The sequence below is a fragment of the Mucilaginibacter sp. Mucisp86 genome (genome assembly GCF_047324315.1).
GTDB lineage: Bacteria > Bacteroidota > Bacteroidia > Sphingobacteriales > Sphingobacteriaceae > Mucilaginibacter.
Map to the genome: position 1 here is coordinate 1084857 of NZ_CP168503.1, position 13260 is coordinate 1098116.

Annotated in this window: 16 protein-coding genes; 11 read left to right on the plus strand and 5 right to left on the minus strand. The window is 39.9% G+C overall.

Going from position 1 to position 13260, the window contains the following annotated elements; all coding sequences use genetic code 11:
* Positions 1-53 precede the first annotated feature (53 nt).
* From ACEN9X_RS04355 to ACEN9X_RS04375, 5 genes are all read left to right on the plus strand, one after another.
* Positions 54-1310: a TPR end-of-group domain-containing protein gene (locus ACEN9X_RS04355; protein WP_413669251.1), complete on the plus strand. Its 1257-nt coding sequence runs from the start codon at positions 54-56 to the stop codon at positions 1308-1310.
* A 100-nt stretch (positions 1311-1410) separates the two neighbouring features.
* Positions 1411-1881 (plus strand): YciI family protein, encoded by a 471-nt coding sequence (locus ACEN9X_RS04360; protein WP_413669252.1) that lies wholly within the window; start codon positions 1411-1413, stop codon positions 1879-1881.
* Positions 1882-2538, plus strand: a complete 657-nt coding sequence (locus ACEN9X_RS04365) for a DNA alkylation repair protein (RefSeq protein ID WP_413669253.1) — start codon at positions 1882-1884, stop codon at positions 2536-2538. It abuts the gene before it with no gap.
* A gap of 443 nt (positions 2539-2981) precedes the next feature.
* Positions 2982-4463: a sensor histidine kinase gene (locus ACEN9X_RS04370; protein WP_413669254.1), complete on the plus strand. Its 1482-nt coding sequence runs from the start codon at positions 2982-2984 to the stop codon at positions 4461-4463.
* Positions 4464-4478: 15 nt separating this feature from the next.
* Positions 4479-4922 carry a two-component system response regulator gene (locus ACEN9X_RS04375; protein WP_413669255.1) on the plus strand — a complete coding sequence of 148 codons (444 nt, stop codon included), beginning with the start codon at positions 4479-4481 and terminating at the stop codon, positions 4920-4922.
* A gap of 19 nt (positions 4923-4941) precedes the next feature.
* Here ACEN9X_RS04375 and ACEN9X_RS04380 read toward each other — a convergent pair whose 3' ends face one another.
* The 3 genes from ACEN9X_RS04380 to ACEN9X_RS04390 form a co-directional block, all read right to left on the minus strand.
* On the minus strand, positions 4942-5415 hold the full coding sequence (locus tag ACEN9X_RS04380; protein ID WP_413669256.1) for a hypothetical protein: 474 nt from the start codon (positions 5413-5415) through the stop codon (positions 4942-4944).
* A 24-nt stretch (positions 5416-5439) separates the two neighbouring features.
* Positions 5440-6420, minus strand: coding sequence for a type I phosphomannose isomerase catalytic subunit (locus ACEN9X_RS04385; protein WP_413669257.1), 981 nt, complete (start codon positions 6418-6420; stop codon positions 5440-5442).
* Positions 6421-6556: 136 nt separating this feature from the next.
* A complete protein-coding gene (locus ACEN9X_RS04390) occupies positions 6557-7786 on the minus strand; it encodes an NADP-dependent isocitrate dehydrogenase (protein WP_413669258.1) in 1230 nt (409 codons plus the stop codon).
* Positions 7787-7996: 210 nt separating this feature from the next.
* Here ACEN9X_RS04390 and ACEN9X_RS04395 point away from each other — a divergent pair, with 210 nt between their 5' ends.
* Both ACEN9X_RS04395 and ACEN9X_RS04400 read left to right on the plus strand, forming a co-directional pair.
* The gene (locus ACEN9X_RS04395; protein WP_413669259.1) at positions 7997-8707 is read left to right on the plus strand and encodes a hypothetical protein; all 711 of its coding nucleotides are present in this window, start codon (positions 7997-7999) and stop codon (positions 8705-8707) included.
* An 87-nt stretch (positions 8708-8794) separates the two neighbouring features.
* On the plus strand, positions 8795-9229 hold the full coding sequence (locus tag ACEN9X_RS04400) for a hypothetical protein (RefSeq protein WP_413669260.1): 435 nt from the start codon (positions 8795-8797) through the stop codon (positions 9227-9229).
* A 50-nt stretch (positions 9230-9279) separates the two neighbouring features.
* On the opposite strand, the gene ACEN9X_RS04405 is transcribed toward ACEN9X_RS04400, so the two are convergent.
* Positions 9280-11067: a DNA polymerase III subunit gamma/tau gene (locus tag ACEN9X_RS04405; RefSeq protein WP_413669261.1), complete on the minus strand. Its 1788-nt coding sequence runs from the start codon at positions 11065-11067 to the stop codon at positions 9280-9282.
* A gap of 108 nt (positions 11068-11175) precedes the next feature.
* Here ACEN9X_RS04405 and ACEN9X_RS04410 point away from each other — a divergent pair, with 108 nt between their 5' ends.
* Positions 11176-11763, plus strand: a complete 588-nt coding sequence (locus ACEN9X_RS04410; protein WP_413669262.1) for a Uma2 family endonuclease — start codon at positions 11176-11178, stop codon at positions 11761-11763.
* Between the two features lie 5 nt (positions 11764-11768).
* Here ACEN9X_RS04410 and ACEN9X_RS04415 read toward each other — a convergent pair whose 3' ends face one another.
* A complete protein-coding gene (locus ACEN9X_RS04415) occupies positions 11769-12008 on the minus strand; it encodes a hypothetical protein (RefSeq protein ID WP_413669263.1) in 240 nt (79 codons plus the stop codon).
* A 161-nt stretch (positions 12009-12169) separates the two neighbouring features.
* On the opposite strand from ACEN9X_RS04415, the gene rpsF reads away from it, so the two are divergent.
* Genes rpsF through rplI form a run of 3 tightly spaced genes read left to right on the plus strand, consistent with a single transcriptional unit; the run spans position 12170 to position 13260 of the window.
* Positions 12170-12538, plus strand: coding sequence for a 30S ribosomal protein S6 (gene rpsF, locus ACEN9X_RS04420; protein WP_091218122.1), 369 nt, complete (start codon positions 12170-12172; stop codon positions 12536-12538).
* Complete coding sequence (gene rpsR / locus ACEN9X_RS04425) at positions 12538-12801, plus strand: 30S ribosomal protein S18 (RefSeq protein ID WP_022833472.1); 264 nt, start codon at positions 12538-12540, stop codon at positions 12799-12801. Before rpsF ends, rpsR begins: the two co-directional genes overlap by 1 nt.
* Positions 12802-12816: 15 nt before the next feature.
* Positions 12817-13260: a 50S ribosomal protein L9 gene (gene rplI / locus ACEN9X_RS04430; RefSeq protein ID WP_090528515.1), complete on the plus strand. Its 444-nt coding sequence runs from the start codon at positions 12817-12819 to the stop codon at positions 13258-13260.

Below are 13260 nucleotides of genomic sequence, written 5' to 3' on the forward strand. Positions count from 1 at the left end.
TTATAAGCCGGGCCTTGCCCGGCTTTTTTGTTTTCAATTGTTACTTTTAGTCCATGCGTAAATATTTAACCTACATCTTTATCTTATTAAGCCCAACTGTTTTTGGGCAAAAAAGCCTGAGTAGTAAAGGCGATAGCCTATACGAGGCAAAAAACTTCATTCAAGCAGGGAATTGTTACCTGCAATCGGCCAAACAAGCCGAATTTAAAGCTTCGGCCACCGGCGATTATTACAACGCTGCTTGCTGCTATGCCCTTTCGGGTAAAGCCGACAGCGCAATGTTCATATTGAAATTAGCTATTAATAGCGGCTATAAAAATGCAGCACACCTGGTAACAGATTCGGACCTGAATTCACTACATCAAATGCCCGAATGGCGACCGCTGCTCAACTCCTTAGAAAAGCAGGCTAAAGGATTCACCGATGATCCCTTAAAAGCCAAACTTGTAACCAGCGATATTAAAAACTTCTGGACGGCTTATGACCGTGCTCAAAAAGACACAGCCAACCGGCTTAAAATTTACAAACAATATTATGTTGACCCTGGATCAGCAGGCTTGCAGGATTATTTTGCATACAAAGTTATACATATGAAAAACTTTGTAAAAGGTCATGATAAAAAGCAAAAGTTTTATGCGGCCATCCGCAAAAACACCTATACGGTTGATAAACAAAAGCCGCAGATGATGGCATCGTTTGTAAAACTTAAAGAGCTTTACCCGCAGGCTAAATTCCCGGATGTATATTTTGTAATCGGTGCATTTTCATCGGGAGGCACTTCATCAGATAATGGCCTGCTCATTGGCCTTGACCAGGCAGTTCGTACGCCTGATATACCGGTAGATGAACTTACCCTTTGGGAAAATAACAACTTTGGTAAGCTTGATTACATTCCTAACCTTGTAGCTCACGAACTTATTCACTTTAACCAGGATGGCATGTTAGGCGGCGATACCACACTACTCCGGGCCGTTTTGGTTGAAGGCATGGCCGACTTTTTGGGCGAACTGATTTCTGGCCATACTGCTAACGAGCGCCTCCATGTGTGGGCAAAAGGACGCGAAAAACAAATATGGACCGATTTTGAAAAAGAAATGTATTTAAAGCGTGGCTACAATTGGATAGCCAACTCCAATCAGGAAACTGCAGATAAACCAGCCGATCTGGGTTATTGGGTTGGTTACCAGATCTGCAAGGGCTACTATGATAACAGTCCGGATAAAAAGCAGGCCATTTATGATATGCTGAACATCAAAGACTATAAAGCTTTTTACGAGAAGAGCGGAACAAATAAAAAGTTCAGCAACTAACATAAAATACTGTACTGTATAGGCTTTTAAGCCGGGCATTTGCCCGGCTTTTTATTTGGCAGCCATTAGGTTATATTTGGTATAACTAATTAACGATTTTATGAAAAAAGCTTTACTTATCCTTACCGCTGCCATACTAAGTGTTAACTGCTTAGCCCAAAGTTCACCATCCGCCAAACCCGTTTACGATGCCGCCCTTGCAAAAAAGCTTGGTGCCGATGATTATGGCATGAAAAAATATGTAATGGCCTTCCTGAAAGAAGGCCCAACGCAACTGAAAGATTCGGCTGCTAACATGCAGCTGCAAATGGCGCACCTTAAAAATATTGGCAGGCTTGCTGCCGAGGGCAAGCTGGTAGTAGCCGGTCCGTTTTTGGACAACCAGCCCTTACGTGGCATTTTTATTTTTAATGTAGAAACTGTAGAGGAAGCCCAAAAACTTACCGAAACCGACCCGGCTATCAAAGCAGGGGCTTTAGTGATGGAGCTGCACCCTTTTTATTGCAGCGCTGCCCTGATGCAGGTTGTGCCCATACATAACACCCTTCAAAAGAAAAGCATGACTAACTAAATGGATGCCGTACAATTTGTACTTGAACAGCTTAAAGAAAAAGCTGACGCTACCTATTTAAAAGGGATGGCCCGCTTTGGGATTGATAGTTCAAAAGCTTTAGGTGTAAGGCTACCCGAGATCCGTAAGCTAGCAAAAGTCATTAAAAAAGACCATGACCTGGCGTTAGGCCTTTGGGATACACAAATACATGAAGCCAGGATGCTGGCCTCCATGATAGCCGACCCTCAACAGGTTACACCTCAATTGATGGATAAATGGGTAAGCGATTTTTACTCCTGGGACATTTGCGACCAGGTTTGCGGCAATCTCTTTGACCGTACCCCGTTCGCCATTGATAAGGCTATTGAATATAGTAGTCAGGAAGAGGAGTTTGTGAAACGTGCCGGCTTTGTTTTGATGGCCGAATACGCCATCCACATTAAAACTGCACCAGATGAAGTATTTATAAACCTGTTCCCCATCATGGAGCGGGAAGCCTGGGATAACCGGAATTTTGTTAAAAAGGCCGTTAACTGGGCTTTACGTCAAATAGGCAAACGAAATATTACACTAAAGGTTAAAGCTATTAATACTGCAAGAAATATTTATAACCAACCCGCCAAATCAGCAAAATGGATTGCCAATAATGCACTTAATGAACTAATAAGCAAATAGAATATATAATATTTTTCCATAAAATTAAATGCAGATAAATTGCCTGTAAAATAGGACATTATAATACTCAATAATAGTTCACCCATATTCACTAACTTAGTGCCCACCATTTTTTACAATCAAATTACATCGGAGTGTTTTATTGAAGATATCTTCAACTCTTAATGTATTTAAGTACAGTACAGGTTATTTTACAAAATATTACTTCAATTAGGAGTACATATAGCAAGATATTTTAAAAACCGTAAATACCAGTAAAAGAATACATTATAAAGTATCAAAAATATTATATTTGAGGCTGAGCAAATGTGGAATAATGAATGGGAGGAAAGTCACAGCCAAACAACTGATGGTTGTAAACTTAAAAACTTTAAATCGTGGCACATATTTTAGTAATAAGCATGTGTCAAAAAACAAATTGAATTAGTGAACGGATTGTTGATATGAGTTTTTCGGAAAAGGGTAAACTTTCTGGCGATGATATATATCTTACCCCTTTGATCAATGATCTGGATACGGGTATCTGGAAGTATAATTTCAATACAAAGGAAGTAAAGTGGTCGACAGGCTTTTATAAGGTATTGGATTTTCAATTAAATGAAATTGAATGCAATGCCTATACTTTTTTTGAGCATTTACTTTATCATGGTGATAAACCGGTTTTCCTTAACGCCATCAATAACCGGATTACCGAAAATGCCCCTCCGCTGCAATTACGCTTTTTAACAAAAAAAAATGGATACCAGTGGTTTGAAACCACCATTAGGAAACAGGACAATGAGCATGGCTGTATAGCTTACGGTTCGCTTGTAAACATCAACCGTTACAAACATAACGACCTATTATCGGCACACAACCAGGTTATTAATGATGATGCCTTTAAAACGGCACGCCTTGGGAGCTGGGAGATTAATGCCCAAAGCACTGGCACCATTGAGCTGTCAACACAGGTATATGACTTATTTGATCTTCAAAATCACTTAAACCTTAGTGTTGAAGAGTTTATTAGCTTTTTTGAGCCGCCATACCGGCCTGTTTTGCAAAATGCTATTAACCTTACCTTTGAGCATAGCCGGCCCTTTGACATTAATTTACTACTGCGCTCGGCCAAAAACAATATGTTATGGTTGAAGGTAAAGGGCATACCCGTAATTAACCATTTCGGCAAATGTACTTCTATTAAAGGCATTGTGCAGGATATCGACAGCGAAAAAAGAAAACTGCTGAAACTTGAGCAGTCGATAAATTTACTGACCGACCAAAACCGCCGCTTGCAAAACTTTGCGTACATTGTATCTCACAACCTTCGCTCGCATACAGGTAATCTTCAGTTTATGGTAAACCTGTTTGAACAAACCGAAACAAGTGAAGAACGGGAGGAGATCTTTTCGCATATCAAAACCATCAGTGATAGCCTGGATCTTACTATTGAACACATTAACGAAATAGTTAAGATCCAAACAGAAATTACCAAAGAGCGGAAAATAGTTGAATTGGAGCCGATGTTCAAAAATATCTGCTCGGCGTTAAAGAATAACATTGAAGCTATAAACGCCCGCATTGAAGGTGACTTTACGCAATGCCCCGAGATTAGCTATATCCCGGCCTACATGGAAAGTATTTTGCAAAACCTGCTCACCAATTCGTTAAAATACAGCCACCCCGACAGGCAGCCTGTTATAAAATGCTACACTTTAACAGAAGGAAATCACATTTATCTGATTTTTGAAGATAATGGCCTCGGTATTGACCTGGAGCGCTATGGTGATAAGATTTTTGGTATGTACAAAACCTTTCACCAAAATACCGATGCTAAAGGCATTGGCCTGTTTATTACCCGTAACCAGATCGAAGCATTAGGCGGCAGTATCAAAGTTGACAGCACAGTAAATGTTGGCACAAAATTTACTATCAGACTGGCATAATTAAATTAACGGGAGATGATTGCAGAGCGAAATCCGGTTAACACCTGGATTGTGGATGATGATAGTATTTATGTTTACGGCTTAAAAAAATTAATAGGTATAAAGGAACTGAATACCCGGCTTAGCCATTTTATAAATGGAGAAGAAGCCATTGTTGCATTAGAAAAAGCGAACGAAGATCATAACCTACCAGATGTAATATTACTGGATATTAATATGCCGGTTATGGATGGATGGGAGTTTATGAATGAATTTGCGAAAATAAAGCCCCGATTAGGGAAAAATATTGCAGTTTATATCGTGAGCTCATCAGTTGATCTGAATGATATTCACCGGGGTAAAAATATTTCTGAAATTACCGACTATATTTTCAAGCCGGTAAAAACCAACCATCTTACAGAAATTTTTGATCAAACTATTCGGCAGGCAAATGAAAACATAATGAAATACGGAACATAATAAATGCTCCGTATTTCTTTTATTGCTTAACTAAAACCGATGTGGATATAAAGTATTGAGAGGTATCTTTAAATGTAAGTTGAACCTTCCCTCCTGCATTGCTCAATTGACCGTACGAAGTATTGCTACCTGAAAAGGTAAACTTTATTCTGCTACTACCACTTATTGTCCAATTGCCAGTAGTGGATTCACCTTTCGATCCAATAATTGTGAAACTATCCGGAGTTCTTGAAACGTAGCAATCCTCAGCTCCCACATAAGCCGCAGCCCATGTTCCATCATCTTTAAGCGTGGTTTGGTTATCGCTCATACAAGGTGAAGCTGTACTTGTATACGTTTCAGATACACCTGTTCCAATGTTCAAATTAGTTTCAGAAACAAGAACATATTTACCGGCAAATGCGCTTTTAGGATTGCTGTTTTCTTTCTTGCAGCTATTACCGGCAAATAATATTGTTAAAATCAGGCTTAAGAATAATAATCTTTTTTTCATACAGGCAGGTGTATCAACACTGGATTATTCAATATAACTTTCAAGTATTTTAAAGCCGCCTGTTGTTTCCAGCTCAATTTTATCGATGCTTTTTGGCAACAGGATACATTCGCCCATTTTAACGGCGTACGCTTCATTGTTATATTTTACGGTATATCCGCCTTCAACACAAACATGGATCACAAATGAATCAAGTGCCGAATAGTCTTTCGACGTACTTTCATCAAAATCAAGCACATTGGTTGTAAAGTACGGGCAGCTAACCAGTTTTACGGTTTCATTTTCTTTAGGCTCGTATAACGTTTTGTATTCGGGATAATGCCTGTAATCTATAGCAGCAAGAGCCTCTTCTGTATGCAACTCGCGTTTGTTACCTTTATCATCAACGCGGTCAAAATCGTAAATACGATAAGTGATATCAGATGTTTGCTGAATTTCGGCAATCAGTAAACCTTTACCTATTGTATGTACCCTGCCTGCCGGTAAAAAGAAAACGTCGTCAGCAACTGCTTCTTCCCTGTTCAGAATATCCATGATATGGCCGCTGTTTAAAGCGTCTACATATTTTTGCTCGGTCATGTCCTGGTTAAAACCGGTAATCAATGTCGAACCCGGATCGGCCTCGATGATATACCACATTTCGGTTTTACCAAATGAGTTATGGCGCTCTTTAGCCAGTTTATCATCAGGGTGCACCTGTACCGAAAGGTCATCATTGGCATCAATAAATTTTACCAATAAAGGAAAGATATTACCGAAGTGATCATAAACCTTTTTACCAACCAACTCATCTTTGTATTGCTCCAGTAAATCAGCTAATGATTCACCTTCAAGCGAGCCGGAAGCCACAACCGAAACATCAGATTTTACGCCTGATATCTCCCAGGTTTCGCCGCAGTTTGGCAGGCTGCCAAAATCCTTATGCAAATAGGTTTTGATCTTTTGACCGCCCCATATCTTGTCTTTATAAATGGTTTTAAATTTTAATGGATATAATGCCGACATAGTGTTTATGTATTTTGCCTGCTAAGTTAGGAGTTAAATGTTTAATTGAAAATGCTAAATTGATTTACTTAATATGTTGTATAACAAAAAAGCCCATGCTCATGCACGGGCTTCTTCATATTAAGCAGTCTTAAAATTACTTACCTAAGCGCTTTTTCAGGTTCTCGTCAATTGCAGCTAAAAACTCTTCAGTGTACAGGTAATCGGTACCGTGCTCTACTTTAGGTTTAATAGTGATGGCCAAATCTTTGGTCATTTTGCCGCTCTCAACAGTTTCGATACAAACTTCTTCCAAAGCTTTACAGAAATCGATCAACTCCTGGTTTTTATCCAGGATACCACGGAACTCTAAACCTCTTGTCCATGCAAAGATAGATGCAATCGGGTTAGTTGAAGTTGGTTTACCAGCCTGGTGGTCACGATAGTGACGGGTTACTGTACCATGGGCAGCTTCGGCTTCCATTACGGTACCATCCGGGGTAACCAAAGTTGAGGTCATTAAACCCAATGAACCAAAGCCTTGTGCTACAGTATCAGACTGTACGTCGCCGTCATAGTTTTTACAAGCCCAAACAAAGTTACCGTTCCATTTCAGGGCCGACGCAACCATGTCATCAATTAAGCGGTGCTCGTAAGTGATGCCAGCAGCGTCAAACTTCTGTTTGTAATCATTTTGATAGATCTCTTCAAAAATATCTTTGAAGCGGCCATCATATTTTTTAAGGATGGTATTTTTGGTTGAAAGGTATAAAGGCCAGCCTTTCATTAAAGCCTGGTTAAAGCAGGCATGAGCAAAACCTCTGATAGACTCATCGGTATTGTACATGGTTAATGCAACACCATCACCTTTGAAGTTAAATACTTCGTATGATTGCTCAGGGCCTCCATCTTCAGGAGTAAACTTAACAGTAAGTTTACCTTTACCTTTGGTTAAGAAATCAGTAGCACGGTACTGATCACCAAAAGCATGACGACCGATACAGATAGGAGCTGTCCAGTTAGGTACCAAACGAGGTACATTTGACATAACGATCGGCTCACGAAAAACTGTACCATCCAGGATGTTACGGATAGTTCCGTTTGGTGATTTCCACATTTGTTTTAACCCAAACTCAGCAACCCTTGCTTCGTCGGGAGTAATAGTAGCGCATTTGATACCAACGCCATATTGTTTAATAGCGTTAGCTGCGTCAATAGTTACCTGGTCGTCGGTTTGGTCGCGGTACTCGATACCCAAGTCATAGTATTTGATATCAAGATCAAGATACGGGGTAATCAATTTGTCTTTGATGAATTTCCAGATAATTCGGGTCATTTCATCGCCATCCAGTTCAACTACCGGATTCTCTACTTTTATTTTTGACATGCCTGATGTGGTTTTTGTTATACAAACGGCCAAATATATAAAATTGACTTTATCAATTTTATCAAATAATGCAATGAAAAATTATAGATTTCGTTATAATGACAATTATTACTACCAGCATTGTTGTTTTTATAAACTTTGGTGCTATTTTTATAAAATAAAAACGCTTACCATAAAACAAACTCCATTTAGCCGGAGTTATCGTTCATTATGATAAAACTCATACTAAAAACCTCCATTATAATCCTGTTGTGTTCCGTATCATTTTTAGCAAAAGCCCAGATAGGTTTTGATTACGCCCAATATGATGTTGGCTTTGCTGCAGGTATTAATCAGGCCAGCTCGGTTGATGTACAATCTCTAAAAACAACCCCCTCTATAAATCTTAACTTTACCTACAACCAAAGCCCCTTTTTAAATTATATAGTAAATTTAGAAGTAGGCCGGTTAAAGGGAGGTTCGCCCAATACTGCTACACAAAGGCAGTTTGAAAATCATTTCAGTGCTTACTCATTCAGGGTGCAGGTACAGGCAGGCGAGTTAATTGACTACTCGAAAAGTGCTGTTGCAAACGCCTTTAAAAACCTCTATGTATCCTCGGGTTTGGGATATATCAATAATAACGTTGTGTACAGGACAGACGATGCCCTTTTATTGGAGCATGACCAGGTATTACCTTTTACACCTAAAACAAATGAAATATTCATACCTGTAAGGTTAGGTTATGAGTTTAAGTTTTTTAACAGCTACAATCAGCCTTCCGTTAAAATTGACCTGGGTTATCAATACAACTTTATCATGGGCGATAATCTTGACGGCTATGTTGCCGGAGCTCATAATGACGCATATTCACAAATTACATTAGGCTTTAAATTTGCTATCGGTGGCGTTACTTCGTACCGAAAACAAATCCATTATTAAGCTTTAAGTAAAAATCTTTTTTTTAACTTGATTTGCTTTTTGGCAGGGTTTTTACTGTGTATATTTATATTATAAAAACACAGAACTATGAACAACGATCAAATTGACGAAGCAGGTTTCAATGACGATCTCCCCGATCGCGACGAAACGCTGAGGGACGAATTGGGAGAAACAATCGATACAGAAGATCTGAGCTACAATCCCGACGATAACAGCTACGAATACGACGTTAAAAGTGATGATCCGGATTATGACCATCCCGATCCATATCATACCACAGCAAAAAACGGCGAGGATTTTAACTCCACTTATGATGAAGCAAACCCATACGATGTTGATGGCGAATTTGATGAAGACCGTTCGCTTGAAACTGATGTAGATGAATTAGGAATGCACATTGATAATGGAGAAAGTGTTGAAGTTGATCCTGTTGATGCCGCCTTATCTCATACGCCCGAAGATGACCGGGATGATCTTGACGAGGAAGGGTACCCCAAAAACGACAGGGAACATCTGAAATAATTTTGTTAACTGTTGAGTTGTAAATTTTAATTAGTTACACAACTCAACAGTTAATCAAAGTCGAGATTAAACCTGCTCTTTAATTCCAGCAGCTCCGGGTTACGGGCTGCCATATGCTGAAACTTTTCGGGTGCGGTATAAGGTTTGCGTACTACTTTTTGCTCATCAACCCGGGCATTTACCTCAATAGTAAAATTCTTGAGGTTACTGCGCAGATAATTAAGCATAATCGGCTTTTCATCCCTGAAAATATTTTCCTGCACCATATTGCCTACTATTACCTCAAAAACGTAAGGCTTCAGCATACGCGGTGCATTGGATGTAAAAATGGTTACCAGATTTTTCTTCCCTTCTTTTTTTGCGTATGCTGCAAAATCACTCCAGCATTGCAAAAACGCATCCATGGTAAAATCCTCTTTATCATCGCCTTTTAAATAAGGATCTTCCTCTTCAAGTAATTGCTCCTGCGTTTTTACCTCGCCGGTTAATGAAGGCGTAAGCGTACTGCGCAACGGCATTACTATCCTGGGTTTTTCGGCTGGCGAAGTGTCTTTTGCTTGTGCAACCGGTGTTGCTGTTTCTTTTACGGGTGTGTTGTATATGGGGGCGGCCTCGCTTGCTATAGATACAGCAGGGCTTGCCGGGGTGCTATTAGCAGGCGTTATTGCTGAGGTATCAGGTTTTTTTTTTAATCCCCCGTCGGTAGCGGGCGTTACTGTTAGCGGTGTGGTTGCCAGGTTAAATACCGATGGCAGATGGCACATCTTGAGTAACGCTAACTCAACCTGCAGCCGTTGGTTTTTGCTGAGCTTATAACTGATATCGCACTGGTTGGCGATATTCATGGCCGAGAGCAAAAACGAAACCGATGCGTGCTGCGATTGCTGCAGATATTTTGTCCTGATGCCCTCGCTTACTTCAAGCAGTTTTATTGTTGATTGATCTTTTCCAACTAACAGGTTTCGGAAATGTTCGGAAAGGCCCGCTATAAAATGAGCACCGTCAAACCCGCGCGAAAGGATCTCGTCAAAAAACACTAATACTTTTGCGGTATCCTCCTTAAGCAGGCTTTCGGTTATATTAAAGTAGTAATCATAATCCAGTATGTTCAGGTTATCGATAACCGAACGATAAGTGACTTTTCCACCGGAAAAGCTTACAATCTGGTCGAACATGGAAAGCGCGTCGCGCAAACCTCCGTCGGCCTTTTGCGCAATAATGTGCAAGCCATCCGGTTCATAACTGATATTCTCTTTACCGGCAATTGATGCCAGGTGCCCGGCCATATCCTCAACCCTGATGCGGTTAAAATCAAAGATCTGGCAGCGGGATAGAATAGTTGGAAGAATTTTATGCTTTTCGGTAGTGGCTAATATAAATATGGCATAATGAGGCGGCTCCTCAAGCGTTTTCAGGAACGCGTTAAAAGCGGCCTGCGATAACATGTGCACCTCATCAATAATATAAACCTTGTAGCGTGCTGCCTGCGGCGGAATCCTCACCTGCTCAATTAAACTGCGGATATCATCAACCGAGTTGTTGGATGCAGCATCAAGTTCGTGAACATTAAAGGAGTTTCCATTTTCAAAGGCTTTGCATGACGCACACTCGCCACAGGCTTCACCATTAGGCTGCAAATTGGTACAGTTAATGGTTTTAGCCAGGATCCGGGCACAGGTAGTTTTACCCACACCACGCGGCCCACAGAACAAAAATGCCTGTGCCAGCTGGTTATTTTTTATAGCGTTTTTGAGCGTATTGGTTATATGTTGCTGACCAACAACGGTTTCAAAAGTAGCCGGGCGATACTTACGGGCCGAAACAATGAAATTATCCACAAGTGCTAAGGTAGTGAGAAATTAGATTTGGTGAAAGAGCGCTTTTGCTAAAATTTTGAACACTCATATCCGCTAAAAACCTTAATTTTGAAATAAGCGCGAAAAACTATGCAATTATCCGATCTTGATGTATCAAAAACTTACACTTACGCTGACTATCTGAAGTGGACATTTGACGAACGACTGGAGCTTATTAAAGGAAAGATCTTTAAAATGAGTCCGGCTCCGGGATCGGTGCATCAATTAATTTCAGGAGCCATTTTTGCTGAACTTTATAATTATCTAAAAGGAAAACCCTGTAAAGTATTTCATGCGCCTTTTGACGTAAGATTAAATAAACGCTCTATAAATAATAAGGATATACAAACTGTTGTACAACCCGACATCAGTGTGGTTTGTAACCCCCTAAAAATTGATGAAAAAGGTTGTCTCGGGGCTCCTGATATTGTGGTTGAAATTTTATCGCCCGGAAATAACAAGAAAGAATTGCAAAACAAATACGAAGTGTACGAAGAAAACGGGGTGCTTGAATACTGGATCATTCATCCATCCGAGAAAACTTTTCTCAGATACAGCCTTGTTGAAAACCGGTATCAGGCCTCCCGTTTACTTACTACAGGGGATGAGGTTACCACACCGATATTACCAGGTTTTGTATTAAAGCTTGACGAATTATTTGCAGCGGCTAACAGTTGATGCCTTTATTGCAAATCATCATCGGGCAAATGATCATCATCTTCAGGATCGGGTTCCCCCATATCATCATCTACCTGTATTTCATGCAGATCTTCCTTATCATCAAGTATATCGTCAAAATCCTCATCTTCCTGATCGTTCCAGTCGCCTTCAAGAGGATCATCTCCTCCCCCGTACATCAGGATCTCATCAAATGAAAGCACTTTTGAGTTTTCTACACCGGTTAAGTCTGTTAGTAACTGCATAGCTTTAAGTTTTTTAGGATAGAACGACACACTACCTTATAAGTTTTAAAAAAACGCGTAAATAGTTATTAACCAATATCAACATTGATTTGAAATTCACAAAACTATTTGTACATTTGCAGCCCCGTTAATAGCGGGTAAATAATTAAAAATCAAGTATAATGCAACAGTACGAAATCGTGATCGTTCTAACCCCGTTGCTTTCAGAAGAAGTTGCTAAAGAGGCAAATGCCAAATTTAGCAAGATCTTAACTGATGGCGGAGCCGAAATTGTCCAGGAGGATAATTGGGGTTTGAGAAAATTAGCGTACCCTATCCAGAAGAAAACTACAGGGTACTATCACTTAACTGAATTTAAGGCTCCGGGTGAATTAATTAACAAATTGGAGGTAGAGTTAAGGCGCGATGAGCGTGTATTGCGTTTCCTGACCATTGCTTTGGACAAACATGCCATTGCTTACAATGACAAAAAACGCAGCGGTGCTTTCAACAAAAAACCAGCAGCTAAAGCAGAGGAGGCAGCAAACTAATGGCTAACGAACAAATTAAATACGTTACCGCTCCAAAAGTGGAGGATAACCGTAAAAAATACTGCCGTTTCAAAAAGAACGGTATCAAGTATATCGATTACAAAGACGCAAACTTTTTATTAAAGTTCATTAACGATCAGGGTAAAGTATTACCACGTCGTTTAACCGGTACTTCATTAAAATTCCAGCGTAAAGTGGCTCAAGCTGTTAAACGCGCTCGTCACATCGGTTTATTACCTTACGTTACAGATTCATTAAAATAATAGGAGATTTAAGAAATGGAAGTTATTTTAAAACAAGATGTAAAAAACCTGGGTGATAAAGACGATATCGTAAATGTGAAACCAGGTTATGGCCGTAACTACCTTTTACCAAAAGGCTACGCCATATTAGCTACTGAAAGTGCACGTAAAGTTTTAGCTGAAAACCTTAAACAAGCTCAATTTAAGCAAGAGAAAATCCGTAAGGATGCCGATGCTATTGCAGCCCGTTTAGAAGGCGTTAAACTTAACATTGGTGCTAAAGCCGGCGAAACTGGCAAAATCTTCGGTGCAATCAACACTATCCAAATTGCTGATGCATTGAAAAAAGAAGGTTTTGAAGTTGACCGTCGTCGTATCACTTTTGACCAGGAGCCAAAATTTGTTGGTGAATACGTAGCCAACATCAACCTGCACAAAGAAGTTAAAGTTCAGGTTCCGTTTGAAGTAGTAGCGGAATAA

Coding starts and splice junctions, on each gene's coding strand:
- ACEN9X_RS04380 (WP_413669256.1), bottom strand. CDS start 5,415: ATGAAAAAAAGATTATTATTCTTAAGCCTGATTTTAACAATATTATTT.
- rpsF (WP_091218122.1), top strand. CDS start 12,170: ATGCAACAGTACGAAATCGTGATCGTTCTAACCCCGTTGCTTTCAGAA.
- ACEN9X_RS04415 (WP_413669263.1), bottom strand. CDS start 12,008: ATGCAGTTACTAACAGACTTAACCGGTGTAGAAAACTCAAAAGTGCTT.
- ACEN9X_RS04370 (WP_413669254.1), top strand. CDS start 2,982: ATGAGTTTTTCGGAAAAGGGTAAACTTTCTGGCGATGATATATATCTT.
- ACEN9X_RS04395 (WP_413669259.1), top strand. CDS start 7,997: ATGATAAAACTCATACTAAAAACCTCCATTATAATCCTGTTGTGTTCC.
- ACEN9X_RS04410 (WP_413669262.1), top strand. CDS start 11,176: ATGCAATTATCCGATCTTGATGTATCAAAAACTTACACTTACGCTGAC.
- ACEN9X_RS04365 (WP_413669253.1), top strand. CDS start 1,882: ATGGATGCCGTACAATTTGTACTTGAACAGCTTAAAGAAAAAGCTGAC.
- rpsR (WP_022833472.1), top strand. CDS start 12,538: ATGGCTAACGAACAAATTAAATACGTTACCGCTCCAAAAGTGGAGGAT.
- ACEN9X_RS04360 (WP_413669252.1), top strand. CDS start 1,411: ATGAAAAAAGCTTTACTTATCCTTACCGCTGCCATACTAAGTGTTAAC.
- ACEN9X_RS04390 (WP_413669258.1), bottom strand. CDS start 7,786: ATGTCAAAAATAAAAGTAGAGAATCCGGTAGTTGAACTGGATGGCGAT.
- ACEN9X_RS04385 (WP_413669257.1), bottom strand. CDS start 6,420: ATGTCGGCATTATATCCATTAAAATTTAAAACCATTTATAAAGACAAG.
- ACEN9X_RS04400 (WP_413669260.1), top strand. CDS start 8,795: ATGAACAACGATCAAATTGACGAAGCAGGTTTCAATGACGATCTCCCC.
- ACEN9X_RS04375 (WP_413669255.1), top strand. CDS start 4,479: ATGATTGCAGAGCGAAATCCGGTTAACACCTGGATTGTGGATGATGAT.
- ACEN9X_RS04355 (WP_413669251.1), top strand. CDS start 54: ATGCGTAAATATTTAACCTACATCTTTATCTTATTAAGCCCAACTGTT.
- rplI (WP_090528515.1), top strand. CDS start 12,817: ATGGAAGTTATTTTAAAACAAGATGTAAAAAACCTGGGTGATAAAGAC.